This is a genomic window from Thalassospira marina, assembly GCF_002844375.1.
Classification (GTDB): domain Bacteria; phylum Pseudomonadota; class Alphaproteobacteria; order Rhodospirillales; family Thalassospiraceae; genus Thalassospira; species Thalassospira marina.
In genome coordinates this window covers 197,501-218,925 of sequence record NZ_CP024199.1, presented here as the reverse complement: position 1 = coordinate 218,925, position 21,425 = coordinate 197,501, and the positions used below count along the sequence as shown (strand labels likewise).

General features: G+C 55.2%; 18 protein-coding genes. 9 read left to right on the top strand and 9 right to left on the bottom strand.

Features of this window, described 5'->3' with window-relative positions; translation table 11 throughout:
* Positions 1 to 5: 5 nt before the first annotated feature.
* Entirely contained in the window at positions 6 to 3,419 is a 3,414-nt protein-coding gene (locus CSC3H3_RS00980) for a response regulator (RefSeq protein WP_101283110.1), read from the bottom strand.
* 198 nt (positions 3,420 to 3,617) lie between these two features.
* On the opposite strand from CSC3H3_RS00980, the gene CSC3H3_RS00975 reads away from it, so the two are divergent.
* Positions 3,618 to 4,565 carry an NAD-dependent epimerase/dehydratase family protein gene (locus CSC3H3_RS00975; RefSeq protein ID WP_101283108.1) on the top strand — a complete coding sequence of 316 codons (948 nt, stop codon included), beginning with the start codon at positions 3,618 to 3,620 and terminating at the stop codon, positions 4,563 to 4,565.
* A gap of 21 nt (positions 4,566 to 4,586) precedes the next feature.
* A complete protein-coding gene (gene mobA / locus CSC3H3_RS00970; RefSeq protein ID WP_101283106.1) occupies positions 4,587 to 5,285 on the top strand; it encodes a molybdenum cofactor guanylyltransferase in 699 nt (232 codons plus the stop codon).
* A gap of 12 nt (positions 5,286 to 5,297) precedes the next feature.
* Here mobA and CSC3H3_RS00965 read toward each other — a convergent pair whose 3' ends face one another.
* From CSC3H3_RS00965 to CSC3H3_RS00945, 5 genes are all read right to left on the bottom strand, one after another.
* A complete protein-coding gene (locus CSC3H3_RS00965) occupies positions 5,298 to 5,816 on the bottom strand; it encodes a DUF2478 domain-containing protein (protein WP_101283104.1) in 519 nt (172 codons plus the stop codon).
* 164 nt (positions 5,817 to 5,980) lie between these two features.
* Positions 5,981 to 7,150 (bottom strand): AI-2E family transporter, encoded by a 1,170-nt coding sequence (locus CSC3H3_RS00960; RefSeq protein WP_215907541.1) that lies wholly within the window; start codon positions 7,148 to 7,150, stop codon positions 5,981 to 5,983.
* 275 nt (positions 7,151 to 7,425) lie between these two features.
* Entirely contained in the window at positions 7,426 to 8,148 is a 723-nt protein-coding gene (phbB, locus tag CSC3H3_RS00955; RefSeq protein ID WP_101271379.1) for an acetoacetyl-CoA reductase, read from the bottom strand.
* A 265-nt stretch (positions 8,149 to 8,413) separates the two neighbouring features.
* Positions 8,414 to 9,586 (bottom strand): acetyl-CoA C-acetyltransferase, encoded by a 1,173-nt coding sequence (locus CSC3H3_RS00950; RefSeq protein WP_101271381.1) that lies wholly within the window; start codon positions 9,584 to 9,586, stop codon positions 8,414 to 8,416.
* A gap of 193 nt (positions 9,587 to 9,779) precedes the next feature.
* Positions 9,780 to 10,256: an Lrp/AsnC family transcriptional regulator gene (locus CSC3H3_RS00945; protein WP_245881222.1), complete on the bottom strand. Its 477-nt coding sequence runs from the start codon at positions 10,254 to 10,256 to the stop codon at positions 9,780 to 9,782.
* A 430-nt stretch (positions 10,257 to 10,686) separates the two neighbouring features.
* On the opposite strand from CSC3H3_RS00945, the gene CSC3H3_RS00940 reads away from it, so the two are divergent.
* Entirely contained in the window at positions 10,687 to 11,676 is a 990-nt protein-coding gene (locus tag CSC3H3_RS00940) for a hypothetical protein (protein ID WP_101283102.1), read from the top strand.
* Between the two features lie 91 nt (positions 11,677 to 11,767).
* Here the strand turns inward: CSC3H3_RS00940 and CSC3H3_RS00935 are convergent, their stop codons facing one another.
* Positions 11,768 to 12,661 carry a LysR family transcriptional regulator gene (locus CSC3H3_RS00935; RefSeq protein WP_101283100.1) on the bottom strand — a complete coding sequence of 298 codons (894 nt, stop codon included), beginning with the start codon at positions 12,659 to 12,661 and terminating at the stop codon, positions 11,768 to 11,770.
* Positions 12,662 to 12,863: 202 nt separating this feature from the next.
* Between CSC3H3_RS00935 and CSC3H3_RS00930 the strand changes: the two genes are divergently transcribed.
* Positions 12,864 to 13,532, top strand: a complete 669-nt coding sequence (locus tag CSC3H3_RS00930) for a glutathione S-transferase family protein (RefSeq protein WP_101283098.1) — start codon at positions 12,864 to 12,866, stop codon at positions 13,530 to 13,532.
* An 83-nt stretch (positions 13,533 to 13,615) separates the two neighbouring features.
* Here CSC3H3_RS00930 and CSC3H3_RS00925 read toward each other — a convergent pair whose 3' ends face one another.
* Positions 13,616 to 14,734 carry an alpha/beta fold hydrolase gene (locus tag CSC3H3_RS00925; RefSeq protein ID WP_245881221.1) on the bottom strand — a complete coding sequence of 373 codons (1,119 nt, stop codon included), beginning with the start codon at positions 14,732 to 14,734 and terminating at the stop codon, positions 13,616 to 13,618.
* On the bottom strand, positions 14,667 to 16,190 hold the full coding sequence (locus tag CSC3H3_RS00920) for a hypothetical protein (RefSeq protein WP_101283097.1): 1,524 nt from the start codon (positions 16,188 to 16,190) through the stop codon (positions 14,667 to 14,669). The genes CSC3H3_RS00925 and CSC3H3_RS00920 overlap by 68 nt, the downstream gene beginning before the upstream one ends.
* Before the next feature lie 315 nt (positions 16,191 to 16,505).
* On the opposite strand from CSC3H3_RS00920, the gene phaR reads away from it, so the two are divergent.
* The 5 genes from phaR to CSC3H3_RS00895 all read left to right on the top strand — a co-directional run bounded on the left by phaR (position 16,506) and on the right by CSC3H3_RS00895 (position 20,907).
* Positions 16,506 to 17,138 carry a polyhydroxyalkanoate synthesis repressor PhaR gene (gene phaR / locus CSC3H3_RS00915; RefSeq protein WP_101271392.1) on the top strand — a complete coding sequence of 211 codons (633 nt, stop codon included), beginning with the start codon at positions 16,506 to 16,508 and terminating at the stop codon, positions 17,136 to 17,138.
* 506 nt (positions 17,139 to 17,644) lie between these two features.
* Positions 17,645 to 17,998 carry a hypothetical protein gene (locus tag CSC3H3_RS00910; protein ID WP_101283094.1) on the top strand — a complete coding sequence of 118 codons (354 nt, stop codon included), beginning with the start codon at positions 17,645 to 17,647 and terminating at the stop codon, positions 17,996 to 17,998.
* Positions 17,999 to 18,169: 171 nt separating this feature from the next.
* On the top strand, positions 18,170 to 18,565 hold the full coding sequence (locus CSC3H3_RS00905) for a helix-turn-helix domain-containing protein (RefSeq protein WP_101271397.1): 396 nt from the start codon (positions 18,170 to 18,172) through the stop codon (positions 18,563 to 18,565).
* A 265-nt stretch (positions 18,566 to 18,830) separates the two neighbouring features.
* Positions 18,831 to 19,322 (top strand): hypothetical protein, encoded by a 492-nt coding sequence (locus CSC3H3_RS00900; protein ID WP_101283092.1) that lies wholly within the window; start codon positions 18,831 to 18,833, stop codon positions 19,320 to 19,322.
* 163 nt (positions 19,323 to 19,485) lie between these two features.
* Positions 19,486 to 20,907 carry a PepSY-associated TM helix domain-containing protein gene (locus CSC3H3_RS00895; RefSeq protein WP_101283090.1) on the top strand — a complete coding sequence of 474 codons (1,422 nt, stop codon included), beginning with the start codon at positions 19,486 to 19,488 and terminating at the stop codon, positions 20,905 to 20,907.
* The last annotated feature ends 518 nt before the right edge of the window (positions 20,908 to 21,425 follow it).

Sequence of the window (21,425 nt, the reverse complement as noted above, 5' to 3'; positions counted from 1 at the left end):
AAACTCTATTTCGCGGCTTTTTCGTCAATCAGCGCGGCTGCCTTTTCAAAATCCAGCGCCTCGATATGCGCGCGGATTGTGGCAAACTCATCGGCTGAAAAATATGCCATCAAGGCATCGCGGTCTTTATCAATCATCCGTAAAGCCGCCAGATTATTGCTTAGAACCGCTTTTTGCAGGCGCAAAAAGGCGTCATCATCGGGTTCGGCATAAACCGGAAAATCACCTGCATCTTCGTTTCCGGGTATCTTCTTGCCAAAGGCCACCAGCGTCGCATGCAGGTCGGCCAAAAATTCCGGGAAAATGGCCGTCACACCAGGCGAATCATGGTTGCCAGCCAGGGCTTCCAGCGTGCGGCTGGCATCGGCAAGGCGAACAGCCCCCACCGCCCCGGCAGCACCTTTCAGGCTATGTGCCCGCAAATTCAGGGCTTCAAGGTCATTGGCATCGCGTAGCGCAATGAAATCATCGGCGATATCGGTGTAAAGCTCCAGGAACTGTGCAGCGAGCGAATCATAAAGCTCTTCGCTTCCGCCCAGCATGTCGATGGCCTGTTTGCGGTCCACCAGCGGTTTGTCGTTCATAACGACGGGTTTGGGCTTTTCCCCCGCACCGGCAACCGTTTCATTGCCCACATCGCGAATGTTGCTTGCGGCAAAAACCGGCGTTTCGGTATCAATCATCACCGGCGGTGTTGTCGGGACGGATGCATCATCATTCCCGTCCGCAATATCCCCCGCACGATCACCACTGATCGGCACAAATTCGTTTTCTTCTTCGGGTTCCGGGCGATTGTTTTCCGTCCCACGATGATAAAGGGCCAAATCACGAATACGGCGAATCATGTTTTCCGCCTTGAACGGCTTGCTGATAAATCCGTTCATGCCAGCGGCAAAGCATTTCTCGCGATCAGATTCAAACACACCGGCTGTCAGGGCGACAATCGGCACTGTCTGGTTACCCGGCATTTCGCGAATTTCGCGGGTTGCCTCCAGCCCGTCCTTGTTGGGCATCTGAAGGTCCATCAACACCAGGTCAAATTCACGGCCACGATCACGCATCAGGTCAACCGCTTCCTGGCCATCGCCAGCAAGGGTTACCACCGCACCTTCAATTTCCAGAATATGCTTTGCGACTTCCTGGTTGATGAAATTGTCATCCACCACCAGCAGGTTAAGCCCGCGCAACGTATTGGTGCCACCGGACTGACGGGTATTTTCCTCGACCACATTTTGCGCATCGCGCTTAAAGCGTGCCGGGCGGGTCTGTGCGGTGACAACGGCGTTAAACAGGGCCGATTCCGTCACCGGTTTCAGAATGATGCCATCAACACTGTTAATGGATGAATGACGCAGCAATTCGTCTTTTTCACCAGCCGTTACCATCACGATAATCGGCATGGCCGATTGCGGCAGACGGGCGCGGATTTCATCGCTGGCATGCACCCCGTCAAGGCCGGGCATGCGCCAGTCCATCAATACCAGGTCAAAATACCGGCCTTCCTGGTGCTTTTCTTCCATGATGGCAACGGCTTCCTCGCCGGAATGGACCACGGTTGTTTCCCAGCCCAGATTATGCGTGGTTTTTGCCAGAACCTCACGGGCCAGCGGGTTGTCATCAACCACCAGCACCCGCAATTTATCCTGGCTTTCGCTTAGCGAAATGTCCTGTTTCTTGGCAATTTTAAACGGCAGCACAAACCGGAACGTACTGCCAACACCGCGCTGGCTTTGAACCGAAATTTCACCATCCATCAGTTCCGTCAAACGATAGCAAATCGAAAGACCAAGCCCGGTGCCGCCATATTTGCGGCTGGTGGATGTATCGGCCTGCTGGAACGGTTTAAACAGGTTGATGACCTGTTCTTCATCCATGCCAATGCCGGTATCGCGGACTTCAAATTCCAGTTCGATGCGGTCTTCTTCCTTGCGCAGCAAATCCACTGAAATAAGCACTTCGCCGCGATTGGTAAATTTGATCGCATTGCCCGAAAGATTGATCAATATCTGCTGCAGGCGGAACGGGTCGCCAATAATGTGGCGCGGCACGCTTTCGCCCACCGAAATCAGAACCTCGATATCCTTGCCCGCCGAATTGACCGACATGATGGTCGATAGCGAATTCATGATTTCCTGAAGCGAGAAAATCGTCTGTTCGATCTGAACCTTGCCAGCTTCGATTTTTGAATAGGTCAGGATATCGTCAATAATGCCCAGCAGGAATTTGCCGGAATCGGAAATTTTGCGCACATAATCGCGCTGTTCATTGGTCAGATTGGTGTAACCCAGCAAATGCAACAGGCCGATAATCGCATTCATCGGCGTGCGGATTTCGTGGCTCATATTCGCCAGGAAATTGGTTTTCACCTGTGCCAGTTCGGCGACCTTGGCCGCTTCTTCGCGAATTTTACCGTTCAGGCGTGACAGCTGGTCAAAATTGCGCTTTTGCTGCACATCGTAATAGGCAAAGGCAACACAGCCCAACACCACCAGCAAAAACAGCACGATTGATGCAATCAGCGATGCCAGTTCAAAAAGCTGCCAGCCCTTTAGGGCCTGTGACAGCGGGCGGGTCAGAACAACGCTGACCTTGCCATTCAGAACGGACCGCGCCGATACCAGCAACTGGTTGCCATCGGCATCGCGGCGCATGTCGGATGCCGCACCATTTGCGGCAATGCTGCGGGCTCCAAGGCCGCTAAACGGTGCCTTCTGGCCAACCGTACCTTCCTGATAGGGGATGGTGCCAATCTGTTCGCCACGTTCGTTCATTAATACAAGCGCGTCATCGGGCAACATCACGCGCTCAAGCGGCTCAAGAATGTTTTTCGGGTCGATAACCGCGCCAATAACCCCGCTGACATCCCCTTCGGTATCATAAACCGGGGCGGAAACCAGCACCTGCCATTTGCCATCAATCCGGCTTTGATAGGGGCCATCAAAATACCAGGGGTCTTTGCCGCCATTCAGGAAATAGGAAATGCTGGCATTATCTTTGACATTGACCTTGGGCGGAATCGCGCCGCGCGATGAAAGGATGATATTGCCGTTACGGTCCGCCACCCCCAAAACGCGAATCAGTTCCAGGCTTTCGGCGGCCTGACGCAGCAGAATATAACCTTCACGCTGGGAAAACTGCCCGCTGCCAATTTTATCAGCCAAACCGGAAAGAACCGTTGCTGACAGGCGCGTGCGTTGCTCAAACTGGTCAGAATAGCTTTTCAGCATCGCATTCAGGTCCGAAAACGCCCCCTGAATCGCGCGCGCATCCAGCACAACCCGCACATAAACGTTAAAACTGATCAAAAGCCCCGCAAACAGCACCAGAAAGGCACCCATAAACAGGCGTTTATTCATCGTCAGCTTGGCTTTGGCGGTTTGGTCGCCGTGTGTTTCCGGTTTCGGGGTATCAGCCGTCACGTATCAAACCCTGTTTTATATGGTTCCAGTTCGCAGGCTGGTCCTGAAGATCTCTTTCCTATACCGAAAGGTACGGCGAACTCTCGAAAAGTTCCAATGCTTTGTCTGTGAAAATTGGCAAAGTCTAGTGAAATTCAATATAGATATACCTAGGTTTAGGGATCACATTTAGTTCAACAGTTCGGGCAGGCAGCGATCATGGCAACATACCTTATTACCGGCGGGGCAGGCTTTATCGGGTCACACCTGGCCGACAGGCTTTTGGCAAATGGCGATAATGTACGTGTGCTCGACGATCTTTCGACCGGCCACCGCCATAACCTGGCCGCTGAGGCAGAACTGATTGTTGGCAGCATTTGCGACCCTGCCATGATCCGCCAGGCCATTGCCGGGTGCGATGGTGTGTTTCACCTTGCCGCTGTGGCATCGGTACAAAAAAGCATCGATTGCTGGGGCGAAACCCACAATGTGAATTCGCAAGGGGCGGTAAATGTTTTCGAGGCGGCAAAGGATGCCGACAAATTGCCGGTGGTTTTTGCATCATCTGCCGCGACCTATGGCAACAACACCGCCATTCCCCTGTCAGAAAACGAAATTCCCCAGCCGATTTCATTTTACGGTGCCGATAAACTGGCAAACGAAGTCCATGCTGGGCTGGCATCGCTGGCCTATGGCATGCGCTTTGCCGGGATGCGGTTTTTCAATGTTTATGGCCCGCGCCAGGACCCGTCATCGCCCTATAGCGGTGTGATTTCGATTTTCGTTAATCACACCCTGTCTGACCGCCAGCTTCAGATTTTTGGCACTGGCGAGCAAACCCGCGATTTCGTTTTTGTCTCCGACGTGGCGGCATCGCTGCATCAGGCCATGAAATATCTGCAAAATTCAACGCAGCCCTGCTTCATCAAATCCAATGTCTGCCGCGGGCAGGAAGTATCGATCCTTGATCTTGCCCGTGAAATCACCCATCTGGCGGGCAAAAGCGGCGATCCGCTATTTCGCGATGCCCGCCAGGGTGACATCATGCGATCCAAGGGGGATCCCAGCCGCCTTAACACCGAAATCGGCCATATTGCCGATGTCTCCCTGCAGGATGGCCTGCGCGCCCTGCTGGACTGGGAACAGGCCCAGCGTGCCGCGAAATAACCCCGTCAACGGCCCCGCTTCATGACCGAAAATACCAGCCCCATCCCCGATGCAGATGCAACTACCCCCATTTTCACCGGCCTTGTACTGGCAGGGGGCGAAGGATCGCGCATGGGGGGGAACAAACCGTTTCGGATGCTGGGCCAACGGCGATTGATTGACCATGCCATCGCCAATGCACGGCGCGATTGCAGCCATGTTTTAATTGCCAGCAATGAAGACCCGCAAAAATATGCGGCCCATAATTGCCCAGTAATTGCCGATTGCCCACAACCGGGACTGGGCCCAATGGCGGGGATTTTAGCCGGGTTAAACAACCTGCCTGCAAACAGCGACTGGCTGGCGGTTTATGCCGTGGATTGCCCGTTTTTGCCCAGCGGCCTGCCCGGCCTGCTATTTGCCGCCATCACGCAAGTTTCAGAAAATGGGCAGACCGCACAACATGCAGCCCCCCAAAGAACCCTGGCCGCCCATGCCCGCTATCAGGGCCGCGATCATTATCTGGCATCGCTTTGGCACCGGGATATTGCACCGATAATTTCGGCGCTGCTGGCACAGGACCAGCGCCGGGTGCGCCTGGCCCTTGATGGTGGTAATGCCAAAATTGTGGAAATAGCAGCGCCGCAAAATCCGGCCCTGGCAGAATTGCTGTTTGCCAATATCAACCGGCCCGAAGACCTGGCCCGGCTGGAACATGCCGCCAAAGATATGGGAGAATAAAACCCGGCAATTTCACGCCGTTTGCAGGCTGTTTTCCCGGCACCAGCGATAAACGGCGTCTTCATCAACGGGCAGTTCGGTGGCATCACCGCCCGAAAAGGCGTCAAATGCCTCGCGGTTCATCGGGTTCACCCCCAAAAGCACGGGCACATCATTCATCAGCATTTGTCCGATCAGGTCGCGAAAACCGCGCCCCTGGGATTCATGCTTGCCAAATTTGTTAATCACCAGCAAATCAATTTCGGGCCGGTTTTCAAGCGATGCTTTGACCGCCGCGACCGCATCTTCCAGCGCGCCGACATCAAGGCGGCACCCACGGGATTCATTGCCCAGTTTCTGGGAAATATCAAATTGCGCCCCATCGGGCAGGACCTGCACGAACATGTCGCAATGCCGGGCACCTTCGCGTTCGGCATTGATCTGCACCACACCGGCCAGGCTGGCCCCTTCCGTAATCAAACGCCGGGCAACCTGTTCAAGCAGGCGGTCAACCTGCCCGCGTTCCTGCACCGGGATAAACGCAAATTTCATGTCGGCTCCATCTTCGCGACCTGGGCCAAAGCCCCAATCCGGCCCATCCGGCCCCCGTCCCGTCTGGGCGTGGGAAATTATTGGCATGTCCGCGCCGGGCATGTCCAGTCGCAAAGCAGACCCAACAAAAACGTGATGATGCGTTAATAAGGATGATCAAATGATCAGGCGTCTTCAGGTGGCAGGTGTTTATCGCGCGCACCCAAAAATTCGCTAAGCCAGCCCAGCCCTTCGACATGGTGGGAAAACACCTTGATGATAATCAGCATCGGTACGGCAATAAAAATGCCGACCGCCCCCCACAACCAGCCCCAAAAGGCAATCGCCAGAAACACCGCCACCGAATTGATCTGTAAACGTCGCCCCACCAGGGATGGGGTAATCAATTGTCCCTCGATCGCCGTGCAGGTCAGATAAATGGCCGGCGGGATCAATGCCGCGCCCAGGGTAGGCAATGACACCATCGCCACAATGGCAACAATGCCAATACCAATCAGCGCGCCCAGATAGGGCACAAAATTAAGAAAAGCCGCCGCCAGCCCCCACAGAACCGGGTTTGGCATGGCGGTAAATGACAGGCCAATTGCCACACAAATGCCAAGGCAGGCATTAATCACAAACACCGTCAGCAAATAGCGCGAAATTTCGCGTTCAATATCCTTGGCAATGCGCAAACCGCGCCTTTTATCCTTGAATGTTGGCAGGGCCTTGATCAGCTTTTCGTAAAACATATCGCCCGATGCCAGCATCAACAGCAATAAAACGATGGTAAGGCCAATACCGCCAAAAATTTCCGGCGCACCCTGTGCTGCCTGGCTTAGCAGGTTGGGTTCCTTGACCACCACTTCCTGCACATTGGGCTTGGTGTCGCGCTGGGTTGCCTTTTCGACCTTGCGCTGCGCTTCCTGAATATTTTCAATCGTGCCCGCCATTTCCGCCAGTTTAAGCTGCATGCGCTGTTCAATGCGCGGGGCATCTTCGATCCAGTGCGATATCGGCTCGCTTAGCCAGTATCCACCGGCAAGGACACTGGATGTCATGGAAAAAACCAGCACAAAGGCCGTTATCGATTCGGGAACACCCCGGCGGTAACACCAGCGCACAACCGGCGATAAAATCAGGGAAAACAGGGCTGCCAGCACCACGGGCAACAACAGGCTTTGGGCAAAATACAACACACCACAAACCGACATGACAAACAGACCGATAATGGAAATATTGACCATGCGGTGTGTGGTCAGGGTGCCGGTTGCCGGGTTGCTGGCTTCATCGCCTGCCTTGCCTGATGTGGAAGGCCCCTTGTCGCGCAGTTGCGATATTGTTTTTTTGTTCATTATTGCCGCCCGCCTGACATTCATGCTGGTTTGGATAAACAGCATAACGACGACCGTAGCGCACTTGTTCCACCACCCTATAAGCCAAAAGGTGGAAGGTGACTGTTCAGGCCAACAGCCACGACCATTCATTCACGCCCTTAACGCCCCGGCAACCAGCACAGCACCACCCCGACACACATTATAACCTGATAAAAAACAACACCCCGGACCAGCCGGGGTGTTGCCACATAAGCCCGTGTTTCGGGCCAAATGCATTTTTTCAGGCAGGGCAATCAGCCCATATGCTGCCCACCATTGATCGACAGGCACGAACCGGTAATAAAGCCCGAATTCGGCCCGGCAAGGTAAAGAACCGCCTGGGCAATTTCGTCAGCTTCGCCAAGGCGACCAACCGGGATTTTGGCGATAATACTTTCCAGAACCTTTTCCGGCACAGCCGCAACCATGTCGGTATTGATATAGCCCGGCGCGATGGTATTGACCGTAATGCCCTTGCGTGCCACTTCCTGTGCCAGGGCCTTGGTAAAGCCATGCACACCGGCCTTTGCCGCCGAATAGTTGGTCTGCCCCATCTGACCGGCCTGACCATTGATCGAGGAAATATTGATCACGCGGCCATACCCGCGCGAACGCATGCTTTCAAGCACCGGCTGCGTCATATAAAAAAGCGAACCCAGGTTGGTTTCGATAACCGCCTGCCAGCCTTCGATCGACATTTTGTGCATGAAACCGTCACGCGTGATGCCGGCATTATTGACCAGCACATCAACCGGACCCATTTCCGATTCAACCTGCTTGATGCCCTGTGCGCAGGCTTCAGGGTCGGCAACGCTCCATTTAAAGGTCGCAATGCCGGTTTCTTCGCTAAATTTCCGGGCGGCGTCGTCATTTCCGGCATAGTTCGCTGCAACGCTGAAACCCGCATTTTTCAGAGCCAGGCTGATCGCCTTGCCAATGCCGCGTGTACCACCGGTAACCAGTGCAATTTGGGTCATTGCAGACCTCCCTAGAAACAGTTTTTAAAATCAGCCCTGTTTTACCAGAACCGCGTCGTTACTTGCCTTCGTCCGCCAGATCAGGCCAGCTTTCACCATAACCAGAAAGCCAAAACGCGGCCATGATCCATATCAGAAGTTGAAAAATAAAAACCAGCAACACCCTACTGGCTGTGTCCGTGCCAGGGTCATGCGCCCTTTTATTTTGGCACTTTCACCAATAAGGGGCGGGACCGGAACATTGCCCGATCCCGCCCGATATCATTTATCGTTCAACACAAAGCGCGATGCCCATACCGCCACCGATGCAAAGGGTCGCAAGGCCCTTTTTCGCATCGCGTTTCTGCATTTCGTGCAGCAGGGTTACAAACACGCGCGCGCCCGATGCGCCAATCGGATGGCCCAGTGCAATGGCGCCGCCATTGACGTTGACCTTATCGGTATCCCAGCCCATATCGCGGTTAACAGCAATTGCCTGTGCGGCAAAGGCTTCGTTTGCTTCGATCAGGTCAAGGTCTTCGGCGTTCCAGCCAGCTTTCTGCAGGGCTTTGCGCGATGCCGGGATCGGCCCGCTCCCCATGATCGACGGGTCAACACCGGCAGTCGCCCAGCTTTTGATTTTCGCAAGCGGCGTCAGGCCACGGCGGCTGGCTTCCTCGGCCGACATCAGAACCAGGGCAGCCGCCCCGTCATTGATGCCCGATGCGTTACCAGCGGTAACCGTGCCTTCCTTGTCAAAGGCCGGGCGCAGCTTGGCCATGCCTTCAACCGATGCGCCATGACGCGGATATTCGTCGGCATCAAAAACGGTTTCACCCTTACGGTGCTTGATGGTGACCGGGGCAATTTCATCGGCAAAACGGCCAGCTTTCTGGGCGGCTTCGGCCTTGTTCTGCGAGGCAACGGCAAAGGCGTCCTGCTCTTCGCGGCTGATATCCCATTTCGAGGCAACGTTTTCAGCGGTATTGCCCATGTGATAGCCGTTAAAGGCGCACCACAGGCCGTCCTTGATCATCGTATCGATGAATTTGACATCGCCCATACGATGACCGTCACGCAGATGCGCGACATGGCCCGAAAGGCTCATATTTTCCTGGCCGCCCGCGACAACGATGGTCGCATCACCAGCCATAATCTGCTGGGCAGCAAGGGCAACGGTACGCAGGCCCGAACCACAAACCTGGTTGATCAAAAAGGCAGTGGCCCCTTCGGAAATACCGGCACCCAGTGCCGCCTGACGGGCCGGGTTCTGCCCTTCACCGGCAGTCAGAACCTGCCCCAGAATGACTTCGTCCACGGCATCGGCTTCAACGCCAGCGCGCTCCAGGGCTGCCTTGATCGCGATGGTTCCCAGCTCATGCGCCGGGGTACCAGACAGCGTGCCATTGAATGCACCGATTGGTGTGCGTGCGGCACCAACAATTACGACCTCGGTCATGAAACCCTCCGAAACATTTTGTTTTGCGTTTACCTCCGGCCCGTTCGCTCAGTCGACCGAACCAGTTTTGATCTTATCGCGCCACAATGAAAAGCCAAGCATTGATCCATGACTCTTTCGTACAGGTTGTGGCGCGGCCAGCTCCAATAAATTTACGTTACGGGAACCTGAAAACGACATAGGCAGCGGCACCCTAAAACGCCACGCCCGGATCATCCTTTACTGTTTGAACAGAAATATAGGTCCGAAACCATTCGACATTCGGATCAGAGTTAAAAAGCTCGTCTGTCAGGGCGAGATATTCATCCATGTCGCGCATATGCAGCGTCAGCACACAGGAAACTTCGCCCGTTACCATAAAGCATTGCCGCACCGCCGAAAGTTTGCGTACCTTTTCGATAAATTCCTGCCGGTGGCTTGGCCCATGCAGGGCAAATTCCAGCGTGATCACGGCGGTTAAAGGTCGCCCCACCAGTGCAGGATCAATGATTGCCACGGTACGCGCAATCACCCCGTCACGTCTAAGCTTGGTCACACGGCGCAAACAGGCTGATGGCGAAAGCCCAACCATGTCGGCCAGCCGGTTGGTCGCAATATCCGCATCCGCCTGCAATTGCCGCAGGATACGAATATCGATCTGATCAAGCTCCATCCCGCCCCACACACTCATTTGGCGCCCAAGCACGCGATAACGCCGAAAACCAGCGTCACAACGCGCTAAAACATCAGCCTGCGGTATAAACATGCCCCCATGCAATCAAATAATTACCGATGCGGCAAACTTCACAAATCCGCAAAGTGGCGATCAAACCTTTAAAATAAAACAGCTTTCCCTATCGCCCGATCGAGGATGCTGCCGCTTCATGTTATTTGCCCGGAAGACAGCAATGTGCTGGCCGATCAGCGATGCGCGTAATATCAGCGCCAAAATACAAAAATACGCCGAATATTCGCACGCCTACACCAAACAACGCCGCCACACGGCATCATTTCCCGTTAATGTGGCAGCCGAAACACGCATTTATCCGCCCTGTAGCGGCTTGTGACCATACACATGACCGATGCAGAAAACCCGATTATCCGTTTAGCATCAGGTCATTATGCAGCCCTATCTGCTTTCGCTTCTATCGCGCAGTCGCCGCCTTTTCATAACCCTGGCAAAGGTCATGGTGCCGATCATGCTGGTTGTGCGCATCGCCGATCAGATGGGGGTAGTTGAAATGGCATCGGGTGTTTTAACCCCGGTCATGTCGCTGATCGGCATGCCGCCCGAAGCCGGGCTGATCTGGGCAAGCTGCCTTTTGATCAATATTTACGGGGCGGTCGCCGTCATTGCCGGTTTGGCCCCGCATCTTGACATGACATCGGCACAGCTTAGCGCGCTATGCGCCATGATGCTGTTTGCCCATGGCATTCCCGTTGAACAGGCCGTCGTCAAAAAGGCCGGTGCCAGTTTTTGGGCAACCGCCGCCTTGCGGGTTTTCTCCGCCCTTTTTTATGCGGCCCTTATCACCTGGATCAGCCGCCACACCGGCTTTCTGGCCGAAAAAATTGACCTGTCCTGGATGGCTGCCAATGTCGATGATGCGGCAAACCAGGCAGGCTGGGCCGGGTGGCTGGGCTGGATCGAAGGCACAGTTTATTCGCTGCTTGCCAGTTTTGCCATCATTGCCGGTTTGCTGGTGCTGCTTGATATTTTGGAAAAAACCGGCATCACCGAACGGTTCACCACTGCGCTTTTGCCGGTTTTGCGCATATCGGGTCTGTCGCGTGATGCCGCACCGGTAACCACCATTGGGATCTTACTGGGGTTGACCTATGGTGGCGCACTGATCATTGATGAAGCCCGGCAAAAAAACTTTGCCCCACGCACCCTGTTTCTTTCGCTTGCCTGGCTGTCGCTGTCGCATTCCCTGATCGAGGATACGATCATCATGCTGGCCCTGGGGGCAAATATCTGGGTGGTTCTGGTGGGGCGCGTGGTTCTGACCCTGATTATCATGATGCTGCTTGCCCGCTTTACCCGGCGCTGGCAAAGCACCCCTTCCCGCCCGCTTGAGGAACAAACCCAGGGTACTGGCCCGGTTTAAAACTACCCCGAACAACACAAACGGCCGCTTACCAGCTCTGGCATTTCAAATTCGGGGCTGGTTTCATTGCCCCCCATACCCGGATGCACGCCTAGGGCACAATCGATGTCCCGTTTAACAGGGCTTCATACCCCGCCAGTTTTTGCGCAATAAATTCGGTAAACAGGCGTACCCGTTTGGTTTTGCGGGTTTCACCCTGGGTTAGCAGCCATAAAGTGCCATGTTGACGCAGCAATGATCCCGGCACCCGTATCAGCGCGGGGTCCGCATCGCCGATAAAACATGGAAGCGACGCCACCCCAAGGCCCTGACGCAGGGCAATAATCTGGGCTTCCGTATCAGTCGTCACAAAGGGTACATCGGCAAAGGGAATATCACCTTCCCTGGCCCAGTCTGGCACGCCATTTCGTTTTTTAACAATCCAGCGCACCTTTGAGACACTGCCAGCCTGCCAGTCCCCAAGCAGATCACGCGCAATATAGACCCCGCCCATTACATCGGGGCCTTTTAACCCATGCAGGTTCAAAGGCAGGTTTTCACGGTTATAGACCACGCGAATGGCAATTTCGGCTTCGCGGTTGGTTAAATTCACCGGGTCATCACGCGACATAACCTCCATCTCGATATCGGGATACAGGCGGGCAAATTCGACAAAAGCGGGCATCAGCAAATAGGTGGCAACGGGCGGCGGCAGGGTAATGCGCAAAAGCCCCCGTACACTTTGGTCGCGGCCCGATACCCGGCTTTCCTGCGCGTTTGATGTTGCCTCCATTTGCGCGGCCAGCAGCAAAATGTCTTCCCCGGCATCGGTCAATTGATAGCCAGATGGCAAACGTTCAAACATCTGCGCACCCAGGCGGGTTTCAAGCTGCGAGATCCGGCGCAGAACCGTGGAATGATTGACCTTTAATCGCTCTGCTGCCGCACGCACCGACCCGCACTGTGCCACAGCCAGAAAATACCGCACATCATCCCAGTCGATCATATTTCAGGTCCTGTTCTGCCACGTTCCGCCATGCCTGACATAATACATTCCCCCGCACGCACCAGTGCCGGGATGTGGTTGAAAAACGCACAAGTGTTGTCGAATTTTGCCGGTTGAACCGCCAAAGCCCCGCATCCTAACGTCTCTCATCCCCCGCGCTGCCGGCTGAGCCCGGTAACGACCCGCATTCAAAGGATGAAAAATGGCCTACGATTTTTACTGGATCAGCGGCAGCCCCAATGCCTGGCGCACCATGCTGACACTTGAATATAAGGGCATCGCCTATAACTCGCACCGGCTTGATCCCTCAAAGGGTGAACATAAATCCGATGCCTATCTTGCCATTAATCCGCGTGGCAAGGTGCCTGCCCTTCACACCGGCACAACGGCCATTCATGAATCCATCGCGATCATAGCCATGCTGGAACAGGCCCATCCCGAAAAGCCACTGTTTGGCGAAACCGCCGATCAGGCCGGGCTGGTCTGGCAGCGCATTTTTGAAACCATCAATTACACGCGCGACCCGGTCGAAGACGGCATTGTCCGCCCGCTTTTCCAGGGTTATGCACAAACCGACCGGGTGGATATTCATGAAAATGCGAAAATCGCCCGCCAGTCGCTGCAATGGATCGAAGATACCCTTGCCCAAACGCCCTATCTGGCAGGCGAAACCCTTAGTGCGGCTGATATTTGCGCCATCACCACGCTTAAGGTTCTTGAACGGGCCGGGCAACGCCCCGATGCCATTGAACTGGGCCTGAACCTGCATGACATACCCAAGCACTTCCCGGCAATTGGCCGCTGGTTTGCCCGCATGGAACAAATGCCAGGCTGGGATGCCGCCCTGCCGCCACACTGGAAGGGGCAATAACGTCACTCTGCTGGTTACGGCAAATGGCTCATAGCGATCTCCAACATAAAACCCCGCCTGTTTTTCGGGCGGGGTTTTATATTTCAGGCGTTCTCCAGCCAGTCAATCACCGGCTGCCAGGTCGATGACTGTGCGCGCGATCCCACCATCATGCCGATATGCCCTGCAGATGGCCGGTGTGCCGTGCGAATACCTGCATCCAGTTTTTCATACAAAGCCAGCGCACTTTCCGGCGGCACGATACGGTCATTTTCCGGGATTACCACCAATGTCGGGCAACTGACATCAGCCGGGGTCATGGGGATATCATCAATCGCCCATTGCCCCTTTGCCGGGCGGTTTTCCACATACCAGCCAATCAGGCAATCAACCGCGACATTGCGGGTTAATGGCACACCATCATTTAGCCAGTCTTCCAGGGCGACAAAATCTTCCGCCCGTGCCGATTGCGGGTCCATCGCGGCAAAACGACGAAATTTCTCGCCAATCATAAAAGGATCAAGGCTGGCAAACAGGGTTTGTAACACATCGACCGGCAATTCATCATGGACTGACAGCATATGGGGCAAAGTCGGCGCAAAGGCCGCAGCAATGCGCGCCTGTGTTGGCCCGGCGGCCATAAAATCCCATGGGGTTGCCAGCAATATCAGCTTTGATACCTGTGCCGGTTCCAAAAGGCAGGCCGCCATTGCCAGCACCCCACCCATACAATAGCCCACAACCGGCAACGGGCCGCCATTTTGCTCTGCCATATCCTGCAGGGCCATAACCAGCCGACCGGCAATAAAATCATCAAGGCCAAAATCACGCTCATCCGCGCCCGGATATCCCCAATCAAGCAAAAAGGGCCGATAACCGTTTTGCGCCAGAAAGCGGGCAAAGCTGCGCTTGCGGTTTAAATCCAGGATATATCCCCGGTTCACCAGCGACGGCACCAGCAAAATGCCCCCCTTGGGGCAATCCCCGCCAGCTTCCGCACCATAATCATAAATCCGGCTTGCCCCCTCCTGCCAGATGACGGGCATATCATCCTCGCCCCGGCAATAGGGATGAGCCTGATAGCGGCGAATGCCATCATGCAGTGCTGAATGCTGGGCAAAGGCCGCACGGTCTATGGCCTGGCCCATCACATCATTACTGTGCTGGCTCATCTCCTGACACAGGCTTTCCGCTGCCATCGTCAATTCCGGTTTCCAGGGCATCAATTGTTTCCGAAAGAGCGGCAATGCGGCGCGCGAGCTCAACCAGCTCGTCATCTCGACGGCCAGATGCATCGCCAGCGGCCTTGGCCCCGCGCGACGGGTCGGTGTTTTCGCCCAGCTCTCTCTGTTCTCGCCCATTTTCATCTCCGTCCTCTTCCCCGCCGCTGGCTTTTCTGCTGCTTTTATTCTCTGCGCCCGATCCCGCTAACGCCCCAGCCCGCTTGTCATCGGGTGAACCCACAATCTGTCCGTTATCCTGGCCGTCCGGCGTTTCGGGTCTGATGCCGTCGCCTTCCCCTGCCGGTGCATCCGCGCTGTTCCCGCTCCGCTCGGTTTGGGTTTGCGCTTGGGCTTGGGCTTGGCCATGTCCGTCACCGGGTGGGCTCGCATCATCACCCTGCGCACCAGTATTGTTTGCGCTGCCCGTCGTCGGCTGTGCGGTATCCGTTTTTGCGGCTGGCTTTACAAAGGGTGCGGCAAATTTTTGCATCATTGCCATCGGGTCAAATGCGCCCGGCATCCCCATACCTGCCAGTCCTGCGGCAAACGGGTTGGTCGCACTGGCACCCCCGCTGTCACCCACACTGGAATTTGCGGCACCGGCATGCCCGGCACCACCAGCCCCCATCGCCCCCAATCCCGGCGGCGGCGCAAACGGGTTTTGCACCGGGGCCTGTCCGGTTGCCATTTGCCCAATCAGCCGTCCCCAGGCTTCAAACCCCTCGGCAAGGCGCGACGTGTCGGCCCCCAATCCGGCATATAACCGGCCAATGGCACTCGCCGCATCACTTCCGCCTGCCGTTGCGGCCACCTGGGCACGCCATAATTCCAAGAACCGATCGGCCAGCACATCCGGGTCTGCCGGGTTGTGCTGCGCGTCAGTATCCTTTGCCGCATCCGTCGCACCCTGTCCGGCATCCCTGTTTTGCCCTGCTGCCTTGCCGGGTGCATCGTCGCTTCCTGTTGCGGCGGCCCGTTCCACCTTTTCCGCCGCTTCACCTGCTGTGATGGTTGCGTCTAAGGCCGTTTCAGCCGCCGCCCTGCTCGCTCCTGCTGCCCGGCGCGGTGCTTTCGTCCCTTGCGACTTTATCGCCTCCTCATCAAGCGAGCTGGCCGGGGCCGAACTCTGCGGTTTGGCGTTTTTCACCACATCCTTACGCACAACATTGCTGCGGCTCTTGCTGCTTTCCCTGGTGTCTTCCTTGGTGTTTTCCTTGGTGTTTTCCTTGGGGACTGCATCTGTCCTGCGGGTTTTGGAATGGGCGCTGGCATGATCAGCCTGGGTCGCAGATGCCTTCCGGGCGCGTGGCTTTGGTGCCGGAACACGATCGCTGCCAGGATTTTGCGCATCATCGGCCGTTGTCAGGCGCGCATTTTTACCTGCCGGCTTTTTTCCGGGCGCAGCATTTTTAGCGCCTTTTGCGCCCGAACTTTTCTTTCCGCGCTGATCCGCCATGGCCGTTTTACCATCCCCGTTTTTTCCCGCGCGTCTTCCCGCCGCGCGTACTTCCACTATAGGCCGATACGGGTTTTGTTAAAATCAAATCCCGTTTTGCGCGGCAACAAGGCAAAAACACGTCCTGTTTTGCAATGCACCCGACGTTGAATACTGGACAGGTTTGCAATTACGCGGCACTCTTGCAAATGGCATTAGCAATTGCAGCAGGCAATATGCTGCGCCACAAGGCAATTTGTGCGCTCGCACGATCACACGACAAGAAGCCGGTTTTCAAACCGCACGTCGGGGAAACAGGGAAGCAGGGAACAAGCCATGACCACAAAAAACACCAATGATCCGGATCGCGTTGTCATCAAGAAATACGCCAACCGGCGCCTGTATAACACCGCGACCAGTTCCTATGTCACGCTTGACCATCTTGCCCAGATGGTAAAGGAAAACACCGATTTTGTCGTTTACGATGCCAAAACCGGCGATGACATCACCCGTCCTGTTCTCACCCAGATCATTGTCGAGGAAGAAAACAAGGGCCAGAACCTTCTGCCCATCAGCTTCCTGCGTCAATTGATCGGCTTTTATGGTGACAGCCTGCAGGGCCTGATCCCAAGCTATCTTGAACAGTCGATGCGCTCTTTTGCCCATAACCAGGAACAGATGCGCGACTATATGCAGGGCACCATGCATGGCATGTTCCCGTTTGGTCAGTTCGAGGAAATGAACAAACAGAACATGGCTCTGTTTGAACAGACGATGAAAATGTTCTCGCCCTTCCTCGCCAAGGAACAGGAACGCGCCCAGAATAACGGCACCGCGCCCAGCACCACCCCGCGCCCGGCAACGCCCGAACCTGCTGCTCGCGATGCTTCCCTTGACGAACTGAAATCCCAGCTTGAAGCGATGCAGGCCCAGCTTAACAATCTTGTCGAGGGTAAAACCCGCAAATAAAGCTGCCGTCGCATCCGCGCACAAAACGGCCACACATAAAATTGCCTTTTAAAACAGCCCCGGGTTCATCCCCGGGGTTTGTTGTTTTGGGCCACCTTACTCCGCCGCATCAGAGTTCGAAACGCTTGCTCGGGCCTGACTTTCCAGACTTATACCTTAACGCCTCCCTGCTGCAGCGCCTCACACCAGAACCATCGCCCATCAATAGCGTCGGCACTCTTCCGTCACAAAGCGCCCGCCAAAATCAAAACCCCTGTCTGATTCGGCACTGTTCCTGCATCAAAATTTTCTTAAGTGGCGATTTTTCAAAATCCGGCGATTCGACCGGCAAGATTTGCCCTGCGCGGTCGAAATTTGGCCTTTTGGACAAAACGACGCGGGCAGATTTTGCATCCGCAACACCGGATTTTGACAAATGACTCCATCAATACCCGTCGAAACCGGTGGGTGTGCAACTCAAAGGCTTCAAAAAATCGTGATTTAAACCCGCAGGATAAGAAGGCAAAATGGCCCTTTCTGCCTCACTCGCCCCCACTCCCAGACTGCCGGTAACCAGCAGTACCGGCACAAGCAGTGCGCGTGGAATCAGGGTTGAACATGCTGCAGCGCCACATAAGAATTTGGCGATAAATCAAGGCGGAGGGCCTTGGTTAGACTATCATTTTCCCGGTGGCAGCTCGGCTTTTCTGGCACAACTTTTGGGGCAATTGCTGCCCGCCGAAAACCCTGTGCAACCTGTGATCATTCAAAAGATGCATGTCAGCTATGCGGCCTTTTTCACACCCTATGGGTCAGAAGCCTCTGTCTTTTTTTCGCCCATCGCACTAGACAAAGACAGACCAATTGACCTATATACCTAGCTTCCTTCGGTTCGTTAAGAACGATATCTGACTCCCAGTCAGATGCCAGCCACATCATATCCCTCGATAAATCAAGACCAACAGATTTGGCTGGACGGTGCATTTACGACGCCACATGACGACCGGGGTGGGAACCTTTATAACTGGCGGTTGATAACGGATAACAATGCAATGAATGCAATTTCCCCCAACGATGAACCCAAACGTGCCAATCGTGCGACCGATACCGATCGTTATGTCGGTCAGCGCATTCGCGAACGCCGCATCATGCTCGGCTTCAGCCAGCAGCAGATGGCCGATCTGATCGGTGTAACCTATCAGCAGGCGCATAAATACGAACGCGGCATTAACCGCATTTCTGCCGGTCGTCTTTATGAAATCTCCCAGGTCCTGGGTGTTCCTGTCAGCTACTTCTATGAAGGGCTGGAAGGTAGCCAGGAAACCGAACTCAGCGCACGTCAGCGCATGTGCCTGGAACTGGCGCGTAACTTCGCCAGCATCAAACACGAAAAACATCAGGAAGCGCTTAGCCAGATGGCCCGCGCCCTTGCCGACCAGGCAGCCTGATCACGTCGCAAAACGTGCTACCTTAAAAAAGGCTGCCCCCACGGCAGCCTTTTTTGATAAAACCACAGCACTGCTGTTCACGCATTGCGTGCGAATACTCCCAAGCCTCGCCACATATCATCAAATCCAGCCCTATGCCTTCTCCCCGCCTGACAAGGCCGAAAGGGTCGCCCTGGCCTCAAAAGCGTCCATAACGCAGTCTTTCTGAATTTTCTTCCCGCTGGCCCTGAAGCGCGATAAAAGCTCCCTAGCAGGAGAAAATCCGTTGTCACGCGATAGAAGCCGGTCAGACAGTGCCAAAGGCACAAAACCGTCTATTCCCCCACGCCGCAGGTCCGGCCTGGGCACGGCTTTCTATACCCTGATCACGCATATCTCCCTGATCCCTTTTCTGATCCTGTGCTTCATCGCACCGGGTACGATGGCTGTACCAAGCGATCAGGGATTGCCCCGAATTGTCATCTGTAGCGGCTATGGCCCGGTCGAGGTCATTCTGGCACCAGATGGTAGCGTGAAGGTTCCAAACGCGGCATCAGGCAGCGAAGACAAGGCCACCAATCTTTGCGACTGGGCATTTCACAGCCAGGCCTCGGTCGATATCGTCACCTTTGACGAACCCGTCCTGCACAGAACGGCATCTCCTGTTTGCATCCCCGCATCCATTAGCGAACATCCGGCCCGTATTGCCGTTCTTTGCCCCTCCACGCGCGGCCCGCCATTGCAGGCATTTTTCACGGGCAAATTCCAGTCGGCATAATTTCGGGTCTAACCAGACGCGATATTTCCCCCTGCCTGCCCAATCCCCATTCCCGATGCACAGCCTGCTGAAATTTCGGCAAGGCCGCCATCGCCTGTTTTAAATCGCAACGCCCTGCGCCTGAAATGGCGGCAGCGTGCGGTTCTGCAATGGAAATTCTACAATGAGCACCCAAAACGCCGCGACACATGCGCGGCCCAATCGCAATCCAACCCCCAATGCTTCGCGTAACGAAAACCGAAAATTCTACATGGCCGCCTGGCGGTGGCATTTCTATGCTGGCATTTTCGTCATTCCATTTCTGCTGATCCTCGCCACAACCGGCATGGTGATGATGGTCTTTACCGGCCAATCCAATCAGCTCGGCCATGTCTCCGATATCATCCCTACGGGCCAGCCGCTCCCGGTTTCACAACAGGCCAAGGCCGCTTTGGCTACGTTGCCCGATGGCCATCTTGATCAATATATCTCCCCCGAAGCGCCCAACCGGCCGGCCTTTTTTGCCATTCGCAATACAGGCGCGGTTATTGCTGTCGCGGTTAACCCCTATAGCGGCGAAATCCTGAATTCACAGGATTCCACCACCACGCTTTATGCCATCGCCAACGATATTCACGGTTCGCTGATGATTGGCGATACCGGTGATCGCATCATGGAAGCCGCGGCGTCCCTCACCCTGCTTCTCATCATTACTGGTTTGTGGATGTGGCTGCCAAAGGCCGGGTTAAAACGCGCCTTCATTCCCGAATTCTCGGCTAAAGGACGGGTTTTCTGGAAATCCCTCCATGCCGTTTTTGGCACCTGGGTATCGGCGATCCTGGTTCTGTTCATTCTTTCCGGCCTCGCCTGGTCCGGCATATGGGGCGATAAATACATTCAGCCCTGGTCAGCATTTCCGGCTGAAAAATGGGATAATGTCCCGCTCTCGGACCTCAATCACCGTTCCCTCAATCATGGTCCGCTTGATGAAGTTCCCTGGGGCCTTGAAACCACGCGCATGCCCATGTCTGGCTCCCAGGCCGGTGCAACCGGCATTTCCCAACCGGTAACGCTTGATACTGTCGCCCAATGGGCAAACAGCAATGGCTTTAGCGGGCAATACAAGGTCTCTCTGCCCAAAGGCGACACCGGCGTCTATACCCTGATGGCCGAGGCTCGCAACGAAGACAGCGTTGATCCCTCAAATGACAGAACCCTGCATATAGACCGCTATACCGGTAATATTCTGGCCGATATCCGCTATCAGGATTATTCGCCGGTTGCCAAGCTCATGGCATGGGGCATTGGCCTGCATAAAGGCCTGGCAGGTACCTGGAATTTTGTGCTGAATTTTGTTGTTCTGCTCACCGTTATCACCATTTGCCTTAGCGGCATCGTCATGTGGTGGAAACGCCGCCCAAGGGGTGCCGGGCGTCTTGTCGCCCCGCCAATGCCCGAAGATATCACCCTGTGGAAAGGGGCAATTGTCACAGTGCTTGGCCTGTCACTGGCCTTCCCGATGGCAGGCTTCACCCTTTTGGGCATCATCGCGCTGGATTTTGTGGTGTTAAGCCGAATTCCGGCACTCAAACGCGCAATCAGCTAAAACCAAATAAAAATGGCCGGATAGTTCAGGCTATCCGGCCATCTGAATTGAAAGCGCCCCCCCCCATCATGTCACGCCTTAATCTGCGTCAGCAAGGCCGCAAAACAGACCGGGCTTAGGACACCGAAACCTCCTAGCCAGCCTCACCCCTGGCAAGATCGCTCCCCCAGTTCCTCAAAGAACCGCAACAGATAACCATCAGGATCGGCGACTACAAACTGGCGATTACCGGATTCCGCATCTCCAATCCGATACCATTTGTCCTCCGGTTCAAGGTAAAGCGCGACCTCCTGCTCTCGCAACGCTGCAACCATCCCCGAAATGGTCTCCACACGGATTTGAACATTAAAGCTCTTTGCCCCCGGCCAAACGGATAGGATTGTGGCAGGTGCCCGTCATCAAAGGTCCGCCCTTTCCCGATCTGATCAATCATGATCTCGGCCTCACCAAGCGCAAGGTAACAAAACCCATCTTCCGGGCGCTCATAAAGGCATGTGAAACCCAGAATATCACAGTAA

Excerpts from the sequence above, each read along its gene's own strand:
- CSC3H3_RS00975 (WP_101283108.1), top strand. The coding sequence starts at position 3,618 with ATGGCAACATACCTTATTACCGGCGGGGCAGGCTTTATCGGGTCACAC.
- CSC3H3_RS00905 (WP_101271397.1), top strand. The coding sequence starts at position 18,170 with ATGAATGCAATTTCCCCCAACGATGAACCCAAACGTGCCAATCGTGCG.
- CSC3H3_RS00925 (WP_245881221.1), bottom strand. The coding sequence starts at position 14,734 with ATGCCCTGGAAACCGGAATTGACGATGGCAGCGGAAAGCCTGTGTCAG.
- phaR (WP_101271392.1), top strand. The coding sequence starts at position 16,506 with ATGACCACAAAAAACACCAATGATCCGGATCGCGTTGTCATCAAGAAA.
- CSC3H3_RS00950 (WP_101271381.1), bottom strand. The coding sequence starts at position 9,586 with ATGACCGAGGTCGTAATTGTTGGTGCCGCACGCACACCAATCGGTGCA.
- CSC3H3_RS00935 (WP_101283100.1), bottom strand. The coding sequence starts at position 12,661 with ATGATCGACTGGGATGATGTGCGGTATTTTCTGGCTGTGGCACAGTGC.
- CSC3H3_RS00910 (WP_101283094.1), top strand. The coding sequence starts at position 17,645 with ATGGCCCTTTCTGCCTCACTCGCCCCCACTCCCAGACTGCCGGTAACC.
- CSC3H3_RS00965 (WP_101283104.1), bottom strand. The coding sequence starts at position 5,816 with ATGAAATTTGCGTTTATCCCGGTGCAGGAACGCGGGCAGGTTGACCGC.
- CSC3H3_RS00895 (WP_101283090.1), top strand. The coding sequence starts at position 19,486 with ATGAGCACCCAAAACGCCGCGACACATGCGCGGCCCAATCGCAATCCA.
- CSC3H3_RS00930 (WP_101283098.1), top strand. The coding sequence starts at position 12,864 with ATGGCCTACGATTTTTACTGGATCAGCGGCAGCCCCAATGCCTGGCGC.
- CSC3H3_RS00945 (WP_245881222.1), bottom strand. The coding sequence starts at position 10,256 with ATGAGTGTGTGGGGCGGGATGGAGCTTGATCAGATCGATATTCGTATC.
- CSC3H3_RS00940 (WP_101283102.1), top strand. The coding sequence starts at position 10,687 with ATGCAGCCCTATCTGCTTTCGCTTCTATCGCGCAGTCGCCGCCTTTTC.
- CSC3H3_RS00920 (WP_101283097.1), bottom strand. The coding sequence starts at position 16,190 with ATGGCGGATCAGCGCGGAAAGAAAAGTTCGGGCGCAAAAGGCGCTAAA.
- phbB (WP_101271379.1), bottom strand. The coding sequence starts at position 8,148 with ATGACCCAAATTGCACTGGTTACCGGTGGTACACGCGGCATTGGCAAG.
- mobA (WP_101283106.1), top strand. The coding sequence starts at position 4,587 with ATGACCGAAAATACCAGCCCCATCCCCGATGCAGATGCAACTACCCCC.
- CSC3H3_RS00960 (WP_215907541.1), bottom strand. The coding sequence starts at position 7,150 with ATGAACAAAAAAACAATATCGCAACTGCGCGACAAGGGGCCTTCCACA.